At 39.1% G+C, this 21,872-nt stretch carries 9 protein-coding genes; 6 read left to right on the forward strand and 3 right to left on the reverse strand.

Translation table 11 applies throughout. The annotated features are described in order from the left end of the window. The first annotated feature begins 648 nt into the window (after positions 1 to 648). The 6 genes from FCR06_RS19125 to FCR06_RS19150 all read left to right on the forward strand — a co-directional run bounded on the left by FCR06_RS19125 (position 649) and on the right by FCR06_RS19150 (position 17,522). The gene (locus tag FCR06_RS19125; protein WP_138502481.1) at positions 649 to 2,259 is read left to right on the forward strand and encodes an efflux RND transporter periplasmic adaptor subunit; all 1,611 of its coding nucleotides are present in this window, start codon (positions 649 to 651) and stop codon (positions 2,257 to 2,259) included. After that, positions 2,256 to 5,378 carry an efflux RND transporter permease subunit gene (locus FCR06_RS19130; protein WP_138502483.1) on the forward strand — a complete coding sequence of 1,041 codons (3,123 nt, stop codon included), beginning with the start codon at positions 2,256 to 2,258 and terminating at the stop codon, positions 5,376 to 5,378. The genes FCR06_RS19125 and FCR06_RS19130 overlap by 4 nt, the downstream gene beginning before the upstream one ends. Positions 5,379 to 5,589: 211 nt before the next feature. Further along, positions 5,590 to 8,679: an efflux RND transporter permease subunit gene (locus tag FCR06_RS19135; RefSeq protein WP_138502485.1), complete on the forward strand. Its 3,090-nt coding sequence runs from the start codon at positions 5,590 to 5,592 to the stop codon at positions 8,677 to 8,679. A gap of 747 nt (positions 8,680 to 9,426) precedes the next feature. Further along, on the forward strand, positions 9,427 to 10,860 hold the full coding sequence (locus tag FCR06_RS19140) for an AAA-like domain-containing protein (protein ID WP_138502487.1): 1,434 nt from the start codon (positions 9,427 to 9,429) through the stop codon (positions 10,858 to 10,860). Positions 10,861 to 11,287: 427 nt separating this feature from the next. After that, the gene (locus tag FCR06_RS19145; RefSeq protein WP_138502489.1) at positions 11,288 to 14,959 is read left to right on the forward strand and encodes an AAA-like domain-containing protein; all 3,672 of its coding nucleotides are present in this window, start codon (positions 11,288 to 11,290) and stop codon (positions 14,957 to 14,959) included. Between the two features lie 268 nt (positions 14,960 to 15,227). Further along, positions 15,228 to 17,522, forward strand: coding sequence for a hypothetical protein (locus tag FCR06_RS19150; protein ID WP_223280199.1), 2,295 nt, complete (start codon positions 15,228 to 15,230; stop codon positions 17,520 to 17,522). 76 nt (positions 17,523 to 17,598) lie between these two features. Here FCR06_RS19150 and FCR06_RS19155 read toward each other — a convergent pair whose 3' ends face one another. From FCR06_RS19155 to FCR06_RS19165, 3 genes are read right to left on the reverse strand one after another with little or no spacing between them, the layout of a single operon-like run. After that, on the reverse strand, positions 17,599 to 18,000 hold the full coding sequence (locus tag FCR06_RS19155; protein WP_138502491.1) for a hypothetical protein: 402 nt from the start codon (positions 17,998 to 18,000) through the stop codon (positions 17,599 to 17,601). A gap of 32 nt (positions 18,001 to 18,032) precedes the next feature. Further along, entirely contained in the window at positions 18,033 to 19,748 is a 1,716-nt protein-coding gene (locus tag FCR06_RS19160; protein ID WP_317616831.1) for a GUN4 domain-containing protein, read from the reverse strand. Further along, positions 19,733 to 21,748 carry an ABC transporter ATP-binding protein/permease gene (locus tag FCR06_RS19165; RefSeq protein WP_138502493.1) on the reverse strand — a complete coding sequence of 672 codons (2,016 nt, stop codon included), beginning with the start codon at positions 21,746 to 21,748 and terminating at the stop codon, positions 19,733 to 19,735. Before FCR06_RS19165 ends, FCR06_RS19160 begins: the two co-directional genes overlap by 16 nt. Positions 21,749 to 21,872: the final 124 nt, after the last annotated feature.

Raw genomic sequence — 21,872 nt, forward strand, 5'->3', positions numbered from 1 at the left:
TAAGGCAGATTGCTGGATCAATGTGTTACTTTCAGCTGAATATCTGCCCCTTTCCTTATCCCCAACTCAGGTTAAATTGTGAAAAAAGTCACAGTAACCTGAGTAGTTTTTTACTAGTCAGGTTAGGAATTCTAGCTCATGCACAAACCCATACTAACTTTTAAGATTGTCTGGTGTGAGAAAACTTGCTAGTTTTCAAACATCTTCTTAGCCACTCCTAATATTTCTAAGGAATAGGCTTATGGAGTGATTCAAAAAATGGTGACTAAATTAGGCGATCGCTACACGGAGTTTTTTTGACCCTCAGGAATTTAAAGCTCTAAGTAGTGATCGCTAAGTTCAGTAATATAGCACACAACAGGCTCGCTTGCAATAGACAATAGGCTTGAAAGTGCCTTCTTATAAAGATTTTATACTCAGTTGGTGTCCTAATCTATAGCAACACTATGAATCAACCAAAATGCAAGTCAATATAAAATAATTTAAAATCATGAAATTAAATCTATGCGATGTATATAAAAATAGTTGTTTGATAAAAGTTTGAGGGCTAATATTTTTCTGCCGCCTCAATGAAATTGGTATCAGTCGGAGTTTAGGTGGTAAAGGATTTGGCTGTTTCTAATAAACTAAAATCCACTGGAGGTTCCGATGAACCATGAAATTGCTAACGAGAGTTTAACAGAGAACAGTATAGAACCCAAGCTCCCGCGATCGCCAAAAAAGAAAAAGATTCGTTTGGTAATTTTGGGCACGCTATTGCTGGCTGGGCTGGGTTTTTTGGGTATTTATACAGGTACAGCCAAATCAGACAAAGCTGAAAAATCTGGGCGTAATAAACAGCAAGTGACACCTGTAACTGTGGCAATGGTGACACAAAAAACGGTTCCGATACAATTGCAGGCGATCGGTAATGTGCAATCAGGATCTACAGTATCGATTACGCCCCAAGCTAGCGGACGGATCGTTGGAGTTTATTTTAAGAAAGGTCAAGATGTGAAAAAGGGGCAACTTTTATTTACCTTGGATGACCGATCGCAAACTGCTGCGATCCAGCAAGCTCAGGGAACTGTAGCAAAAGACCAAGCCTCGGTACAACAAGCTAGAGCTACGTTAGCTAGAGACTTGGGTCAGGTAGACCAAGCCAGAGCGACTTTAATCAAAGACCAAGCCTTGGTAAGACAAGCCCAAGCGAATTTGGCTAAGGATCAAGCGCAAGCACAATTTGCTCAAGGACAAAGCGATCGCTATAGTGCATTGTATAAGAAGGGCGCGATTAGTTTAGATCAAGCCCAGCAATACGTTTCCAACAGCAAATCGGCAACAGCAACACTACAAGCAGATCGAGAAGCGATCGCTAATGCTGAGGCTGTTTTGAAAAGCGATCAAGTGGCGCTGAGTAATGCTCAAGCCGTTGTCCAGGGTGATCAAGCGGCGATCGTGAATGCTCAAGCCGTTGTCGTTTCCGACCAGGGAGCATTAGACAATGCCAAAGTGCAATTGTCTTACGCCAAAATTTATGCCCCAATTGATGGTCGCGCGGGGAATGTCTCGGTGACTCAGGGAAATGTGGTGCAAGCCAACAGCAGTGCTTCGTTGACTCAGGGAAACGCCCTGGAAAGCAACAGTACTTCTGGTACGACTAGCAGCACAACTTCACTTGTTACCATCACCCAAATTCGCCCGATTGAAGTTGCTTTTTCCATTCCCGAAACAAATCTACCCCAGGTGCAAAAGTATATGCACGATGGCAAGCTGAAGGTAGATGTCACATTTCCCAATAGTCAAGGTCATCCGACACCAGGCGTTTTGACATCTGTCAACAATACGGTTGATAACACTACAGGAACAATTCAACTGATTGGTCAATTTGACWACGTTCAAGGAGATTTGTTTCCTGGTCAATTTGTGAACGCAACATTAACGCTGACTGAAGAACCGAATGCAACGGTTGTTCCCTCCCAAGCCGTGCAGAATGGCCCGGATGGACAGTTTGTCTTTGTAGTTAAGCCAGACATGACAGTACAAAACGTCCCGGTTACAGTTAGCAGCACCATTAATGGACTAGATGTAATTCAGAAAGGGCCGCAACCAGGCGATAAAATTGTTACCGATGGTCAAGCGAATCTCGTTTCGGGTAGCAAAATCCGCATTAGAACGGCTGGCAATGATTCAAATGCAGGGAAGTCTAGAAGAGGAAAAGGAGCAGGGGGCAGGGAGCAAGGGGGAGAATCCCCGAAGTCAGGCGGAGGTGAATCATGAACCTTTCAGAACCATTTATCCGCCGCCCAATCATGACAACTTTGGTGATGGCGGCGATTTTAATCTTCGGTTTCATGAGTTATCGCTTGCTGCCAATCAGCGATTTACCAAGTGTGGATTATCCCACAATTCAGGTAACTGCCGCCCGACCGGGAGCCAGCCCGGAAACAATGGCAGCATCAGTTGCCCGTCCTTTAGAAAAGCAATTTTCCAGTATTGCTGGACTCGATTCGCTTAACTCAACTAGCACTCTGGGACAGACTCAAATTACCCTACAATTTAACCTGAGTCGGAACATTGATGACGCGGCGCAAGATGTGCAAGCCGCGATATCGGGAGCATCGGGGCAAATTGCAGATGATTTACCCAATCCTCCGACTTACAGTAAGGTTAACCCCGCAGATCAACCGATTCTCTACCTTTACCTGGACTCTCCCACACTACCCCTTTCTCAGGTAGATAATTATGCTGAGACTTATCTAGCGCAAAAACTATCTACAATCAATGGGGTAGCACAGGTAGCCGTCTATGGTTCCCAAAAGTATGCGGCTCGAATTCAACTCGATCCGCAGCAGTTGGCAGCGCGGCAAATTGGGCTAGATCAAGTGGCGACGGCGATTCAACAGGGTAACGTCAATTTACCCACCGGCAGTCTCTCGGGAAATCACAAGAATTTTACAGTCCAGACTAATGGGCAACTTGAGGATGCGGCTGCTTATCGCCAGTTGATTGTGTCTTATAAAGATGGAATGCCCATCTATCTCAATCAACTGGGTCGGATTATTGACAGTGTAGAAAATGACAAGATAGCAAGCTGGTACAACAACACCCGTGCGATTATTATCACCATTCAAAGACAGCCTGGAACCAATACGGTACAAGTCGTAGACACGATCAAGAAATTACTCCCGAATTTGAGCGACCAGATTCCAAAATCCGTGGAAATTGGGATTCTCTATGATGCGTCTCAGTCAATTAGAGATTCAGTGGATGATGTCAGATTTACGTTGATTTTGACGATCGCTCTAGTTATCTTAGTAATTTTCCTGTTTTTGCGGAACCTCTCGGCGACGGTGATTCCTAGTTTGGCATTACCCGTTTCCCTGATTGGCACCTTTGCCGTGATGTATTTGCTGCACTACTCACTAGATAATCTGTCGCTGATGGCGTTGACCCTTTCGGTGGGCTTCGTCGTGGATGATGCGATCGTCATGCTAGAAAATATCGTCCGTCACATGGAAATGGGGGAACGTCCCTTAGAAGCGGCGTTAAATGGGTCGAGAGAAATTGGTTTCACAATTTTATCGATGACCCTTTCCTTAGTTGCAGTCTTCATCCCCATGTTGTTCATGAGTGAAGTCCTGGGACGATTATTTCATGAATTTGCTGTAACGATCGCAGTTGCAATTCTCGTATCTGGTTTTGTGTCTTTGACTTTGACTCCGATGTTGTGCAGCCGTTTTCTGCGTCCTGTGGATCATGCTAATCAAAGTCGATTGTATCAAGCTTCCGAATATGTATTTGATCGCTTCCTAGCTCTCTACGATTGGAGTCTGAAAAAAGTCTTAAAATACCACTTTACCACAATGATTTTATCTGTCGTTCTATTAGTGGTGACAGTTGGGTTGTTGGTGGTAGTTCCCAAAGGCTTTATTCCTAGCGAAGATACCGGACAAATTACAGGAGTTACCCAAGCAGCCCAGGATGCATCCTTTGATAATCTTGTCCAGCATCAGCAGACAGTTGCTAACCTGATCCGCCAAGACCCAAATGTAGATGCAGTCAACTCCAATATTGGGGCGGGAGCGAGTGCTAGTGGCAGTGGGGCAGCAGTTGCAGCCAATTCCGGGAGTTTGTTTATTCGGTTAAAACCGCGATCGCAGCGCCAGCTTGGTGCTGATGAAATCGTGCAAAATTTGCGAACTAAACTCGCCACTGTTCCAGGCATCCAAGTATTCTTACAAAATCCCCCAGCGATACCCATTGGCGCTCAACAAAGCACAGGACTTTATCAAATAGCACTTCAGAGTTCTGATGTCAAACCCTTACAGGAATATGTTCCCCAACTTGTGCTCAAGATGAAGGATATGACAGAACTCCAGGATGTCAACAGCGATTTACAATTTGCTTCCCAGATTCAAATTGACATTGACCGCGATAAAGCCTCAACTTATGGGATTACCGCCGAGCAAATCGAAAATACCTTGAGAAATGCCTACGGTTCCTACCAAGTATCAACCATTTATGCAGCGACCAATGAGTATCAGGTGATTTTGGAATTAGCACCCCAGTTTCAGCAGGATATCAACGCTCTGTTAACTTTATACATTAACTCCAGCACCGGGGTAGCGGTTCCTCTGAATACATTTGCCAAACTATCTCAGGGAGTCAGCCCGTTAATGGTCAATCATAACGGTCGGATGAACGCTGCCACTATTTCCTTTAACCTCGCTCCCGGTGTTTCCTTGGGAAATGCTAATCAAGATATTGAAAAACTGATTGAGCAGGTAATTCCTGCCAGCATTAGTACCAGCTTTCAGGGCGCAAGCCAGGTATTTCAAAGTTCACTGCCGAGTTTGGGTTTATTATTAGTGATCGCCATTTTAGTGATTTATCTAATTTTGGGCGTTCTCTATGAAGATTTCATTCACCCAATTACAATTCTTTCTGGTTTGCCTTCAGCAGGTTTTGGGGCATTGTTAACACTGATATTATTCCATGTCGAACTGAATGTTTATTCCTTCATCGGCATAATTCTCTTAGTGGGCATTGTTAAGAAAAACGGGATCATGATGGTGGACTTTGCTATTGAAGCCCAGCGAGAAGAATTGAAAAAACCCTCTGAAGCAATTTATCAAGCCTGCTTGGTGCGCTTCCGCCCAATTATGATGACGACAATGGCAGCATTAATGGGAACCTTACCGATAGCGATCGGATTTGGCGCTGGTTCGGAATCCCGCCGTCCTTTAGGTATTGCAGTTGTCGGCGGATTAGTGTTTTCTCAGATATTAACTTTGTATTTAACACCCGTGTTTTATATCTACATGGAATCATGGCGGAAAAAGCTCAGTCAAGTTAAATTCCGGCGGGTATTTTCATTTTCAGACGAGCGATCGTGATGTTCTATCACAGATTTATCAAACTCACGTTGACATTATATTTCAACACAGTTCAGTTAAGCATTTCTTCCTTCTCTTCCTTTGCGTCCTCTGCGTTCTTTGCGGTTCGTTTAAAAAAATTGACTTTGTAAAAGAGTTAAGTCTTAACCTAAGCGTATTGCATTATTTTTAGCGATCGCATCGCCATCACATTTCTGGGAGAACAAAACTCATGAACCTTTCAGAACTCTTCATCCGTCGTCCAGTCATGACCACTTTGGTAATGATGGGTATCCTCATTTTCGGTCTCATGAGTTATCTACTGTTACCCATTAGTGCGCTACCCAATGTTGAATATCCTTTTATATCTGTCTCTGCTAGTCTCCCTGGTGCTACCCCAGAAACAATGGCATCTTCAGTCGCCGCACCTTTAGAAAGACAGTTTACCGAAATTGCCGGACTCAATTCATTCAATTCCAGCAGTTCCACAGGTAGCACCAACATCTCCCTACAATTTGACTTTAGCCGCAGAGTGGAAGATGCTGCCAAAGATGTACAGGCGGCGATTTCAGCCGCAGCCGGACAACTGCCAGCCGGAATGCCTCACCCACCTACCTACCGCAAAGTTAACCCGTCTGTCTCACCAGTTATTTACCTCTATATGTATTCTGAGACACAGCCAATCTCTACAGTAGATGAATATGCAGAGGTAACAGTTGGTCAGCCGATCTCGATGATTGATGGTGTTGCTCAGGTACAGGTCTATGGTCAACAGCAATATGCAGTCCGTGTCCAGCTCGATCCGCGAGAATTGGCATCGCGGGGAATTGGTCTAAATCAGGTAAAAACTGCAATTCAACAGGGAAATGTCAACTTGCCAATCGGCAGTCTCTCTAATACTTACAAAAGTTATACGCTTCAAGCGAATGGTCAACTCACCGATGCTGCCAGCTATCGCCAGCTGATTGTAACTTATAAAAATGGTGCGCCTGTGCGCCTCCAAGATTTGGGGCAGGTGATTGACAGCGAACAAAATGTCAAAGTCTCGAATTTGTATAGCGATCAGAAGGTGACAAACCGCCATTCCGTTGTTCTGGCTGTACAGCCGCAGCCGGGAGCTAATACTGTAAATATTGTTGATGCGATTCAGAAACTTTTACCGACACTCCGCGAACAAGTTCCCAAATCCATTGAAATGGGGATTATGTACGATCGCTCCCAAACAATCCGAGCTTCTGTCAGTGATGTAAAATTTACCTTAGTTCTCTCAGTATGTTTAGTTGTCTTAGTTATTTTCTTATTCTTGCGTGACATCACTGCTACCTTAATTCCCAGTTTGGCGCTACCTGTAGCGATTATTGGCACTTTTGCTGTCATGTATCTGTCGGGTTTTTCCCTAGACAACCTTTCACTCATGGCGTTGACCCTTTCTGTGGGGTTTGTCGTGGATGATGCGATCGTGGTGTTGGAAAATATCGTCCGTTATCGAGAAATGGGCGAATCTCCCCTAGACGCGGCATTAAAAGGATCGAGGGAAATCAGCTTCACCATTTTGTCAATGACCCTCTCTTTAGTAGCGGTGTTCATCCCAATCATGTTTATGAGTGGAATAATCGGTAAATTATTTCATGAATTTGCCGTGACGATCGCTGTGGCAATTTTGGTTTCGGGTTTTGTTTCCCTCAGTCTCACTCCCATGTTGTGCAGTCGCTTTCTGGGTTCACATCAGCAAAGACCAAATCTGCTATATAGAATCTCAGAAGGGGCATTTGATTTACTACTGCGGGGATATGATTGGACGCTCAAACCCATTTTAAAATATCGCTTGATGACACTCATTGGTTCTGGCATTCTGCTGGTAATGACCATTTATTTGTTCGTCATCGTTCCCAAAGGATTTATTCCAACCGAAGACACCGGACAATTAATGGCGAACACTAAAGGAGCGCAAGATATTTCTTTTGATGATATGCTGCTTCACCAGCAAAGGGTTGTTGATATTATTCGTAAAGATCCCAACATTGAAGCAGTTGACTCAATTGTGGGTGCAAGTGGGCCGAACGGTTCAGTCAACGGTGGGCGAATTACGATTCGGCTCAAACCACGTTCTCAACGTCAACTCAGTGCTGACCAAATCATTCAAGAACTAACTCCCAAGTTGAGACGTGTAGTTGGGGTTAAGACATTTATCCGCTCTCCGTCAGCTATTCCCATCGGTGGGCAACAAACTAATTCTACTTATCAGTTCAGCTTACAGAGCTTGAATTTACAAGACTTGCGCCAATACGTTCCGAAACTGGTGGAGAAAGTTAAAACTCTACCAGGACTCCGGGACGTTGACAGCGATTTACAACTCAGCACTCCTCAAATCCAAGTTCAAGTTGACCACAACAAAGCCGCAACTCTTGGCATTAGCGCCCAACAAGTAGAACAAACCCTCAGTGCTGCTTATGGTTCTAGCCAGGTATCAACTATCTATACCCCAAATGACCAATTCTATGTAATTTTAGAAGTAAAACCAGAGTTTCAGCGGGATCCTAGCGCTTTATCGATGCTATATGTGCAATCGAGTACTGGGAAACTTGTTCCCCTGAGTGCGATCGCTAATATAACTCAAAATGTCGGCCCTCTCACCGTCACTCACGTTGCTCAACTCCCCTCTGCAACTATCTCTTTTGATACGCTCCCAGGAACGTCTCTCAGTCAAGCTACAGATGCCATCAAGCAAGCAGCCAGTGAAATGTTACCCTCAACAATTACCCCCAGCTTTCAGGGTTCAGCCCAGACTTTTCAACAGTCCTTCAACGATTTAGGCGTGCTATTGTTGGTGTCTATTGTAGTCATCTATCTGATTCTCGGTATCCTGTATGAGGATTTCATTCACCCAATCACCATTCTTTCCGGTCTGCCTTCGGCGGGTTTTGGCGCATTATTAACGCTATTGATTTTCCAGGTTGATTTAAATCTTTACTCTTTCATTGGCATCATCCTATTAGTGGGCATCGTCAAGAAAAACGGGATTATGCTGGTGGATTTTGCTATTGAAGCGCAGCGAAAGGATGGGAAAAATTCTTTTGATGCCATTTATGCTGCTTGCTTGATTCGCTTCCGTCCGATTATGATGACGACGATGGCAGCTTTGATTGGGACATTACCTATTGCTTTGGGAACAGGAGTAGGTTCAGAAGCGCGTCGTCCTTTGGGGATTGCGATCGTTGGTGGATTGGTGTTCTCTCAAATATTAACTCTCTATCTGACTCCAGTCTTTTACATTTACATGGAGACATGGCGGAAAAAGCTGAGTATGCAAAATATAAAGTAGGAAAGCTGAAAAAAGCATCTGTCAGCAGTTAAAAGGGGGTTGTGTTGCAAAAAAGATATGGATTGATATTATTCTTAAATTTCGCCTATATAAAGCCTTAAGTGCAGCTTTAGGTGTGATCTCAATTTATATTGAAGCTGTATAGAAAAGAGCTTCAAGAATAAAGTCATAAGAAGTCAAATAAATAACACGCTCTGAGGTGAGATTACTCAGAATATCATGAAGGCGATCGCAATAAAATTTGGATTGAATCCTGCTTGTGTTAAGTCCAATCTTTTACCAATGTTATCTTTGCCAGAATATTTGAAAAAGGTAATTCGTCATCAAGACCTAAAGGCGCTCACGCATTAGCATTAGCAACATTGTCATCAAAAATATTGAAAATTTCCGAACAATAGGCAGCTATAGAACGAATAAAGGCAACAGAGCAGGTATTAAGAGAAAGTTTAACTGTACCTGAAACACACGATTTAGTTAAGAACATTAAAGCTAAATATTTAACTTCAGAACAATCAGAATTGAAAGAAAAGTAAGAAAAGTAAGAAAAGTAAGAAAAGTAGATAATTTACATAAAGTGTTTACTATCAAGTTGATATGATGTAATGTAATTTGTTAAAGTTCCAATAGATCGCATTAGAAAAAATACAAGTGTATCAAAGATTGCTAATCTCAGTTTTATTTGCCATGCACAAATGTAAAATGCATTACTTATTAATAAATTAATTTCAGTAAAAAATTGGTTATATAATGTATAAAATAGAGCAAATAAAAACTAAGCGGAGACGAGGAGTTGTACTCACTTCTATTGGAATTAAACGGTTACAAGAAGCAATTCTTTTTGTGGAGATCGTAGAAAATAAAGGCGAACATTTGAGTTTAGAACAACTAAGCGATCGAATTAATGTTTCTTCTAGAACTTTGAGTAAATTATGGTCTTTGAGCACAAGTGTAGACCAAAAAACTGTAAAACTCTGCTTTAGCGCTTTTAATCTGGAATTACATAGCGAAGACTACATAGGCACCAATGAAGCAAATGAGACTGAAACATCTGAGTTATTGCCTGTAGGTTCATGTGCAGAAGAAGATTCATCTCAACTTTCCCAATTCACCTCATTTGTTGAAGAACATCACGAACAAACTCAACAAATAGAAAATCTTCGGTCATACCCGGATGGCCCTGTACCTCTAAATTCTTACTTTTACATCGAACGTCCCCCACTAGAGAGGAAGGTTTATCAAGAAGTAACTCAAACTGGCTGTGTGATTCGGATTAGGGGCCCGAAACAGATAGGTAAAAGTTCTTTAGTATTGAGGCTGTTAGCCTTTGCACAGAAGCTTGGGTATCAGACTGTAAATCTGAATTGCAACCAATTTGATGTTGAGTGTCTAACTGATTTAAATAAGCTGTTGCGTCATCTTTGCTGGCAAATTGCAACAAAATTAGGTATTGACCCCAATCTCAAGTCAGAATGGAATGAAGAAATTGGCCCTAACTTGAGTAGTGGGTTCTATTTAGAAAACTATTTGTTTAATCAATGTCAAAGCCCAGTAGTTTTGGTGTTGAATGAAGTTGATCGTTTTTTTAAATATCCTCAAATTTGTCAAGAGTTTTTTGCTTTGTTGCGGTCGTGGTGCGAGGAAGCACGGCATGTTCCCAACTGGCAAAAGCTAAGATTAGTCATGGTTTACTCTACAGAAGAGTATGCCTCTTTGGATATTAACCTCTCTCCTTTTAATATCGGTTTATCTATTCGTTTGAACGAATTTACCCAACCGCAAGTAGAAGATTTAGCTAGGCGATATGGTTTAAGTTCATGTACATCTAAAGATATTACCCAACTGATGTCATTGGTAGGAGGACATCCAGCACTAATTCAAATTAGTTTGTACCATCTTTGCTCTCGAGAAATAACGCTGCAAGAACTTATAGAGGATACGATCGCCAATGGTAGTATCTACCGCTATCATCTATGGCGACACTGGCTCAAACTGCAAGAAAATCCCAGACTAGCAAAGACTTATGCTAAAGTGCTGGCTGCAAAGCAAGATATTTCTGTTGAGCCTATTGAGGCTTATAAGCTTGAAAGTTTGGGATTAATTCGCTTTGAGGGAAATCGCATATTACCACGTTTTGAACTCTACCGTGCTTATTTTCAAAAACAGTTATCAACAATTGTTTAACGATACATTTTCCGAAGAATAAAAATGTAATCACGTTAACTATCTCAAAATTGTGAGGTAAAATTCATTTTATTTTCATGAACCATGTAAATTACAATTTATCGTAATCAATGACGATATGATTCACCAAACTATATTCTATTAATCAGGAACAAATATCAAGGAAACTTAAGATTTTTAAAAAGAAAGTAAATATTTTTTGTGAAAGTTAAGAAAGTTAAGAGTAAAAATAGCAAAGATACTATTTGTGAATTGAAATAGAACAGCCAAAAAAGTTGTATATGGAAAAGATAATAATTTTTTACCTGAAATAAACCAATAAATTGCATAAAATTGTATTGGAAAGTAAACACTATTTATTTTTCTAAAATAATATTAAAATTGCACATAATTGTGTTATGTTCTTGTTTGATAAACACACTTCAATATGAGATATCAAGTAGGTGGTAGTCTCCGCAGTGACGACCCCACATATGTTATCCGTCAAGCAGACGAAAGACTTTATGACAGTTTGAAAGCTGGTGATTTTTGTTACGTCTTCAACTCTCGGCAGATGGGCAAGTCATCTTTACTACAGCGCACAAGTCACCGTCTTAGAGAAGAAGGCTCTAGCTGTGTTTACTTGGATATGACCCGTTTGGGTATTGAGGTTACTACACCAGAGCAATGGTACAAAGGCATTATTATCAGCTTGTTTTACAGCCTCAAGTTAGGATCACAGGTCAATTTTAAACATTGGTGGGATACGCAAGCTGGCATTTCTTCAGTGCAAAAATTACATTCCTTTGTGGAAGAAATTTTACTGCCAAATGTTAAGAGCGATTCTCTACAAAACGGCAAAGCTGAACGCATTTTCATCTTTATTGATGAAATTGATAGTCTGCTCAGTTTAAATTTCCCAATTAACGACTTTTTTGCTTGGATTCGTCACTGTTATAACTTACGACCAGAGAATACAAACTTTGAACGCTTGGGATTTGCACTATTTGGTGTAGCTAGTCCCTCTGACCTTATAGCTGATAAACGCCGCACGCCCTTTAACATTGGTAAAGCAATTGAGTTACAAGGCTTTCAACTAGATGAAGCCACGCCCCTGCTTCAAGGATTAGAGGAAGTAGTCGCTCAACCACAAGCAATATTGCAAGAGATTATTCATTGGACGGGAGGACAACCGTTTCTCACACAAAAACTCTGTGATTTAATTGTCCAACTTGCTTGTGAAAAGACTATAGAAATGATTACTCTCGCTCCGGGTACAGAAGCATTGTGGATAGAGCAATTAGTAAAAACGCATATTATTCAACATTGGCAATCACAAGACGAAGCTGAACATCTACGTACTATAAGAGATCGCCTACTATTCAACGAACAACACACCGGGCGGTTGTTAGGTATTTATCAGCAGGTGTTGCAAGCACCAGAGGCTCTTGAGCAGGGGGGCAGGGAGCAGTATGCAGGGTCCAGGGGAGAAGAGTTTTCCCGTTTGCCCCTGTGCCCCTCTCCCCCTTCACCTCTTAATTGTGTCCCGATTGATGATAGTCGAGAACAGACAGAACTGTTATTATCTGGTTTAGTGGAGAAACACAACGGTTATCTCAAAATTAAAAATCCCATCTATCGCAATGTTTTTAATACTGAATGGGTATTAAGACAACTAGACAATCTCCGCCCATACTCGCAGACATTCAATGCTTGGGTCGCATCAGCTTATAAAGATGAATCGCGCCTACTGCGAGGACAGGCACTCAAAGATGCTCAAAAATGGTCGCAGGACAAAAGTCTGGGCGATTTAGATTACCGGTTTTTAACTGCAAGTGTTGAGTGCGATCGCATTGAAGTGCAAACGGCATTGGAGGCAGCACGGGCTAAAGAAGTAGAGGCACGACTGATATTAGAAAAAGCACAACTTGCACAAGAGAAGAAGACAGCTAGATTGCAAAGGTTTTTGCTAGTTGTAGTGTGTATCGGGTTGCTTGTCTCTAGCAGTTTGGCGATCGGGAATTTCATTCTGTATCGTCAAACCAAAAAAAGCGAAGCTCAAGCTAAGAGCAGCGAAATTCGAGCGCTTGTATCTTCTTCAGTTGGACTATTTGCCTCAAATCGGAGATTAGATGCCCTTGTAGAAGCAATCAAAGCCAAAGACAAACTGCAAAACTTAGGAATAATAAACACAAATCTTGTAGCTCTGGTTGAAGATGCACTAAAACAAGCAGTTTATGGAGCAGATGAATACAATCATCTTTCTGGTCATACAGCAAGTGTTATGGCAGTAAATGTCAGCCCTGATAGTTCTTTAATTGCCTCAGCCAGCATGGATAAGACAATCAAACTTTGGCGACGTGATGGTACAGCAGTTGCAACTCTCAAAGGTCATCAGGGAGCAGTTAGGTCAGTCGTTTTTAGTCCTGACGGTCAGATACTTGCCTCAGCAAGTGAGGATGGTACTATTAAACTTTGGCAGCGCGATGTCAAAGACTCATCGTGGCGCATTTCTAGAACATTCAAAGGTCACACAGCTTCAGTCTGGGGAGTAGCTTTTAGTCCCGATGGTCAGACTATCGCCTCTGCTAGTTGGGACACAACGGTGAGAGTCTGGAAGCGAGATGGCACTTTGCTAAAAACGTTTCAAGGTTATAAAGCTGGGTTTTGGGGAGTAACTTTTAGTCCTGATAATCAAACAATTGCGGCTGCCAATCTAGACGGGACAGTAAAACTCTGGAGACGAGACACCTCAGGCTGGCAGAACGCCAAACCCCTACAACCTCTCCAAGGTCACACAGCTTGGGTTGTCGGCGTAGCTTTCAGTCCTGATGGTCAGACCATTGCTTCAGCAAGTGAAGATACAACTGTCAAACTTTGGCGACGAGATAGCACAGATGGTAGTTATCGCCTTGATAAAACTCTTAAAGGTCATAGTGCAGGAGTTTCGGGGGTAGCGTTTAGTCGTGATGGTCAGACTATTGCCTCGGCCAGTCTCGACAAAACGATTAAACTTTGGGACATTGATGGAACAGAACACAGAATGCTTAGAGGACATAGTGCATCTGTTTGGGGAGTTACTTTCAGTCCTGACGGTAGCTTTATAGCTTCGGCGGGTGCAGAAAACCTTGTCCGACTTTGGCAGAGTGAAAATACATTCCAAAAGAGTCTCATAGCCCATAAAGCAGGAATTTGGTCAATAGCGATCACCTCCGATAGTTCTACCATCGCCACAGCTAGCCACGAAAATACTGTTAAATTTTGGAGTCGTCAAGGCAAATTGCAGAAAACTTTGATTGAAGAAAGGTTAGTCTTCCAGGTTTCTTTGAGTGAGGATAACAAGTTAATTGCTCTTCCTGGTGATGATGATACGGTAAAACTCAAACAGCGAAATGGTGCGTTAATCGCTAGTTACAAAAACCCTTATGGCAAAATGACAGCAGCACTATTGAGTCCCGATGGTCAAGCGATCGCCACAGCAAATGTTAACAAGAGTGTTCTAATATGGCACATAGGTCACCCTACACCACAGATTCTTAAAGGACATCAAGCCGAAGTGTGGCAAGTTGCATTTAGTCCCAACGCTAGGGTGGTTGCCTCAGCTAGTGGCGATGCTACTGTTAAGCTGTGGACGCTGGAGGGTAAGTTACTCAAAACCCTTGTCGGACATTCGGCAGCAGTATGGATAGTTGCCTTTAGCCCTGATGGTAAGATGGTGGCTTCTGGAAGCGGTGACAATACCGTTAAGTTATGGACACTTGACGGCAAATTGGTCAGAACATTCAAAGGTCACACAGCTGCAATTTGGGGTGTGGCGTTCAGTCCCGACAGTAAAATACTTGCTTCTGGGAGCGTAGATGGTACTGTCAAGCTTTGGAAACTTGATGGTACTGAATTAACGACCCTCAAAGGACATACCGCAGCGATTAGGAAAATTGCCATCAGCCGCGATGGAACTTTTTTGGTTTCGGGGGGTGATGACAACACACTGATTATTTGGGACTTGCAGCGCATTCTCAATCTAAATGTACTAACTTATGGTTGCAGTATAATTAAAGACTATTTGAAAACTAATATAGCAGTGGAAGAGAGCGATCGCCACATTTGTAGTAAGTCTTAGAACCATGAGAATACGCTAAACTACAACATAGCTTGAAGGGATAAATCGATTTCAAGGCAATTTATTAAAAATATTTAGCTCGATTTAATTTATGAATAACAGCTTTGATCTAGCAGGAATTGCTTTATCTGATGATATCCAATTAAAGCTTGAGGCTCTAAATTGTATAAAGCTAACCCCGTCCAGTTTAGGAACTTACTTAGACTTGGACCATGATTTGCAGATAAATTTGGACAAAATCTTTAGCATTCATAGTACAGTCCCATATATGGATGTGGCAATTGATAGAATTATTGTTGAAATCTTTGGCAACCATGAGATCACAATATCTAAACCAAAATATAGAGTTTCCCAAAGCGATCAAGAAATTGAATTCAGTTTTAAAGGTTTGCTAAATAATCAAAAAATTGAATTATCTTTGGGGAAACAAACTATATTGAAATATCAGTTACCTAGATATTTTAGTTTTAGCTCTTTAATAAATGCAATACCTATTGTTAACCATTTAAAACTCAGTAACTCAGAATTAATTTTAACTAATGTCGGCTATTCTTTTATACATTCAAAGTTAGGTTGTATTAACTTAAACAGAGGATTTAACTTTATCGGAAATATTGATTTAAATAACCTCGAACTAAATTTAAGTAGTTTTATTGATAAAAACTTCAAAATTACTTGCTTCCAAGCCATAATAAGCTTTAATCCTGCGGGACAGGTCAGCTTAACAGGAAATATTCCAGGCAATATTCAGCTATTTTCCCAGCAACAATTTAAGGCTAATTTTAATAACTTACTCATAGGATTAAATATTGGGGCTGATTTAAAGCCAAACTTGGGATTAACTGGAAATCTGATTATTCAAGGCTACGATCCCACTCAAGAAAACGAACCTAAATTACTTCTCTCTGGTAATCTTTCTCTGGAACCCGAATCTTTAACGGCATTCTTTTATCAACAAGGTAAAAAGTCCTGGTGTAATCCCTATGGATTACTAGGAACTGAACTTCGCAATCTCAGGTTTCAAGGAGGCGGAACGTATTTACCTCCTTACTTTGATAACTTTGGCTTCATTGGTGATTTGAAATGGGAAAAAATAGACTTTGAGGTAGCATTCCTCATGGATACAAACGACCCAAAAAAATTAGCTTTAGTTTTAAATCCTAATCAAGCAGTTAGCTTAATAGATTTGTGGCAAGGACCAGTGGCTTCTTTTATTAACAAACAAGTAGGTTATTCAATCGATTTAGTTAACAAAGCGCTATGTTTATTAGAAAGCTTAGTAAACTTAAATATTGAACCAATTGATAGGGATGGAGACGGAAAACTTAACCCATTAATTAAGTATGTTCCTTTTCCAACCACAATTGCAGGCCAACCGATATTAGAAGGGTTAGAAATTAATGGCAAAATTAATGCTTGGGGTCATGAAGCAATCGTAATCGTTCAAAGTGACAAAACTTTCAAGAATATTGGGGGTTCGTTAAAAGTTAGTGAAATTGATTTCGGATTTTTGAAAATTAAGGGAACAGATGACGATAGTTTAGATTTAGCCCTAAAGGTAACGCCTAGCGAACAGTATCTTCAAGGAGATGGTTATGTTGAAATTTTTGGCAATGAAATTGCGAACGTTGAATTTAAAATTAACTCTAATAATGCTACCTTCAAAAACTTTGACTTGAGTTTAGCTAATCTGTTGAGTATCGATGTTGATGACCTGAATATTGATATAAAATCTCATAGCGGTAGCGGTTCAGGAACAATTTTGTTTTTGGGTAATACGCTAGCAGACATTACTTTTGATATTACTCAAAACAGTGTTAACCTGAATAATGTTCACTTGAGTTTAGCAGGTTTCTTAACTTTAGCTATTCCGAGCCTTACGGTTAACTTGACGAACCAAAGTGTATMAGGAAGAGCAAATATTATTGCTTTTAATCAATCTTTAGGTAGCGGTATATTATTATTTAATACTCAGAACGTGTCAATTAATAATGTAGCTATTAATTTAGGTAATATTCTCAAGTTCAATGTTCCCAGACTCAACCTTGATTCAACGAATAAAAAGGTTTTTGGTTTAGGTGATGTTACACTCCTTGGTAAACAATTCACTGCGTTAGGTATTAGTCTTAATGAGACCGGGTTTCAAGCTATAAGTAACTTCAACTTCGGCATTTTAGCTTTCAATGGTGCTACAGTTACTCTTAGCAAAAGCAGTAATGGTAATATCAATAATTCTGCTAGTATTGCAGGAAATCTCAAATTTCTAGGTTACACCTTTGCCAATACTACTGCTAGCATTAATAGCAGCAGATTAACTGCATCAGGTAGCTTCAATTTTGCTGGCATTTTAATACTTAGAGGAGCTAAAAATCAGAAAAATGCCACGATAACACTCAACAAAGCCAAGAACGGACAATACAATTCTGTTAATATTGCTGGGAGTTTTTATCTTTTGGGTAAAGAGTTAACCTCAATTAATGCCAGCAATAGTATTGGAACTTTAAAGCTTTTGGGGATAAAAATCAATATTAACTCTGTCCGAAGAAAGAAAATCCATCAGTAAATTGCAAATTTTATTACTTTTGAAGTATTAACTTATTGTTGTGTCTATATTGGTTATTTATGGTCACTTTCATGTATTAACTTATCTTGATACCAACAAATGATTTATTTACATCACTTATAAGAAATCTAGACCTATTAACTTCAATAACTTCATACTTTTCCGTTATAAATGCGGAAGTAATACTAGTTATTATATCTGCAAGATAAACTCTAGGTAATATTGGTAATTGAAAATTAAAAATTGATTTAGGAACACTTTTAGGAATTAAACATAATCTGGCATCATTTATATACCATACACCAATAAATTTATTACCTACGATCAATTCACTAGGTTTAGATAAAATAAATGTTTGAATCTTCGTTTGCTCATAAGTCATATCTTGCTTAAATTCAATAAAAATGTTTTCCCAATCTGTATTAAAACGCCATTTTCCAAAAAGCAAAACTTCTATTTCTATATCAGAAAGGTTCATATTATTTATTAGCTCTACTTTACACTATTAACTTATAATATTTCATTACAAATTTGAACACGATAAAAGAATAAGTGCATCTGCCATACTAGCCAAGAACCAACCCGCCAAGCTCCCATTGATAGAGGTTCCGCAGATGATGGAGATAAATCAAAAATATTTTGATCATAATGTAACCATTTGACTGGTAGGTGTCCCATTGGTGTCGTTGGGGATAATTTAAAAGTTAGTTGGTTGTAATTTAACCAGTTTCCCTCTTTTCGCCAACCCAAGCGATCGCCAAGTCTCTTTTCTGTTTCATAATCTACTTGAGCGCCGATTTCGCCCCAGATACTTTGCTGTACGCTAAAGCCAAAATAACCATGACTGTATTGTTGCCAAAGTTGATCGATAGCATAAAAAGCCTGACAAGAAAAGTTAAGAATATCTTCCTTATAAACTTCATTCCAATAATTCTTTCCCATGACTTGTAGCATTAGTTTAGCAGTTTCAATATCAGCTTCTTTCCACTTGAATTGTGCAAGTAGAGTTTGCAGTTGACTATAATCAATATTTTTACTATTTTTAATTTTTTTTACAGAGTTACTATGATTATTATTTGGCTCTAATAATTCAGTTTTTCCAATAGAAAGTGCAGAATTTGTAGAAACTACATTTGTCTCTAATATCCCTAGCACTTTTCTTTGATCGACAAGTTGAGTAGATATATAATTACATATTAAGTAAATTGTTTGTTCTAAAGCTATGCCATCATTATTTAACTCCAAATTACTAATTTGTCCATTTAATAATTTAGACTCAATTAACACATCTTTTAACCTATCTCCTTTCTCATAACTTGCTACCAATAAATTGAGAATATTTTCAGAAATTGTATCAGTATCTTGTATGCTTAATAAGCTTGACTGAAAATTGAAACTACTAGTTGCTAAATTTTTAATTTCTCCGACGATTGCGTAAAAGCTTACATCTAGTTTTACTACTTCGTCTATTAAGGATTGAAATKGACTAAAGTAATCTTGTAAATAATCTTCAAAGTTTGTTGCTATCTCAGCTATTTTTGCTATTTCTTGACGAATTTTTCTTGCTTTTATTTGATATTCATAAGTTTCTTGATATACCCCTAACTCTTGAGCTATTTGCTGGACGGTTTGCTTTTGATTTTTAGTATCTTCCCCTAAACTTTTAATTCCTTGAGTTAGCAATTTAATTTTTTCTAACATCAAAAAATTAGTATTACTCAAAAGTAAAATTGATTTGAGGTTTTCTTGTTTTTCCCATTTTAGTTTCTCAATGAGTTGCGGATTATTATGATTTTTTATTTCTAGTTTCTTTCTTTCTGCATTTATATTTTTAATTTCTAGGTATTTTTGAGTGAACAAGTGTTTCCAGTTATCACTAAATTTTAATAAAAATTCTTGATAATTATCTTTATATTTCTCTAAAAAATCAATGAGTTTAGTATAGTCTTTAATTAATAATTTAGTATTAGCGAAAATTTCTTCTTGGCTAATTTCCTGTTTTCGTTTGATTATTCCCCACAAATAAGAATGATGCTTAGCACCTTGTTGAATTAATACTTGACATTCTTTAATTTTTTTCTGAACTTTTTTTAATTTTAAATTGTTGATAATAGGTAATTTATAACTTATTTCATAAATTGTAATAGATTTATAATTTACTAATTGTCTTTGTTTTTTAGTTAACATCACATCAGTTCTCACAACAGCCGCTAAACTTTCACCCATTTTAAAACTTTTGAACTTTTGTCATAGCGGTAAGTTGCACCATCTTTGGTAGTGATAAACTTCCCTTGGCTGGCTCTGTTTCTAATGGTAGTAAGAGAATAGTCTGTTAATGCCTTAATTTGTTGATGAGTTAGCTTTTCGAGTGTATCTAATACTACTGATATTTCTGGTTTTCTTTGGGGTTCAGAAGGGCTATCTATTGTAATTTGAGCGTTCTCAGGTGGAGCAATGACAATTGCTTTTTGCCGTTGATAATCCTGTACAGAAATAAGTTGCCAATGGGAATTTTCTTTTAGCTCTAGAACCCATTGATGATAGTTAAATAAACTCTCTCTATGTCCGACACTGATAAAAGTTGTTTTACTTTCTTGCAGTTGTTGATATAAATTATCTTCATTAGTTAAATCCAAAGCACTTGTTGCTTCATCTAAGATAGTGAAACTAGGATGTGTAATTAATACCCGTGCAAAAGCGAGGCGTTGTTGTTCTCCCAACGACAATATATTTTCCCAAGTAACTTCTGTATCAAAGCTCTTTACACGGGTGAGTAAGTGTTGTAAGTTAACTTGTTGCAAGATTTGTTCGAGTTCTGTGTCGCTCATTTTCCGGTCTGTATGCGGATAGAGTAATTGTTCGCGCAAAGTACCCAAAATGATATAAGGACGCTGGGGTAGGAATAAGACTTCTTTTAGAGGAGGACGCACTAGACGACCTGTTCCTGCGTTCCACAAACCAGCGATCGCTCTCAATAGAGAACTTTTACCCCCACCGCTAGGGCCAACAATCAATAAGCCTTCGCTTGGTTGAACAGAAAGTGATAAATCTTCAACAATCATCTGCTCATAATTTGGCGTTTGTAAAGTGACATTTTCAAAAGCTAAATGTTCTTCTTCTATGACTTTGATAGTATTTTCATTATCTGGTTGTTTACTAACAGCTTGTAGCGCATCGGAAAATTCAGCTAAACGGTTAACATAACTAGAAAATCGCCCGGAAATACTAAATTCACCTATTAACTCTCCCAGAGCATTAGAAAACATAAAACAAGCAAAACTAACTTGGTTAATTTCCCCATAATCAATTTGGTTCTGAATAAATAAAGGCGTAAGAATAAACATGGAAAATACACTAATGGCAGACTGATATGCTCTACCAAAAGCGTCTTGACCTTTCTCCAAACTCAGTCTCCGTTCAGCAGTTTGTAGAACATTTTTAAATCGACGCTGAATTATATTTAATTCTTCCTTTTCTCCCTGAAAAAAAGCAATTGATTCAGCATGATTACGAACATGAGTTAAGCAATAAGCAAAGTCTGCCTTAAACGCAAGTTCTTGTTGATTAACTATATTTATTGCTTGATTCAAGTAAACAGCTATTAAATTACCAATAAATGTATAAATGATTAGATAAATTGCGATTGGTGGAGAAACTGTCCAGAGAATTATCAAAGCACTTGCCATTTCTAAAACTTTTTCTAGTAAAGCACTTGAAAATCTTAAAGCACTACTAGTAATAGGTTCTATTTCTTGAGATAGACGTTGATCTGGATTATCTATATCAGATTTAAAATTTATTTTATAATAAGCTTGGTTGCTCAAATATTTATCTAAAATATGATTATTTAGCCATTTGTACCAGTCAAGAGTAATTTTTTTTCTGACATATCTTAAAAAAGTTATCAATATGACCATAACTAAAACAATGAGACTTGATAGCCATAAAGTACTATTATATTTATCAAGGTCTCTCTCTTCAATAACAATATCAATTACATAGCGATTCCAGTAACTATTTGCAGCACTTACACCTATAACTGAGACTATTAATAGCACTAAAACAATGAGCATTCCCCATGAACGAATCACATCTGCGAATGCTCTTCCTTCTGCTTTTGTTGGATACCAATAAGGCGCGGCAACTACTTTCACATCTTCCCAAAATTGAGTTAACGCTGAAAAAGGATTTGTTGTGTTTTGCTCACGTGCAGATGGAGTTTGCATATTTTAAATATGTAGCCCTTATTGATTAGACTATTAATTTTGAAATGGCCTTTGAGAATTAAATTAGACTCAGAGGCCATTTTTAGCTTTAGAAATTGAATATTTTTAGATTCACCTAAATTAT

It is taken from the genome of Nostoc sp. PA-18-2419 (genome assembly GCF_005869855.1).
Classification (GTDB): Bacteria; Cyanobacteriota; Cyanobacteriia; order Cyanobacteriales; family Nostocaceae; genus Nostoc.

What these genes read in the sequence shown, in the direction of transcription:
- FCR06_RS19135 (WP_138502485.1), top strand. Translation starts at nt 5,590, where the DNA reads ATGAACCTTTCAGAACTCTTCATCCGTCGTCCAGTCATGACCACTTTG.
- FCR06_RS19145 (WP_138502489.1), top strand. Translation starts at nt 11,288, where the DNA reads ATGAGATATCAAGTAGGTGGTAGTCTCCGCAGTGACGACCCCACATAT.
- FCR06_RS19165 (WP_138502493.1), bottom strand. Translation starts at nt 21,748, where the DNA reads ATGCAAACTCCATCTGCACGTGAGCAAAACACAACAAATCCTTTTTCA.
- FCR06_RS19155 (WP_138502491.1), bottom strand. Translation starts at nt 18,000, where the DNA reads ATGAACCTTTCTGATATAGAAATAGAAGTTTTGCTTTTTGGAAAATGG.
- FCR06_RS19130 (WP_138502483.1), top strand. Translation starts at nt 2,256, where the DNA reads ATGAACCTTTCAGAACCATTTATCCGCCGCCCAATCATGACAACTTTG.
- FCR06_RS19140 (WP_138502487.1), top strand. Translation starts at nt 9,427, where the DNA reads ATGTATAAAATAGAGCAAATAAAAACTAAGCGGAGACGAGGAGTTGTA.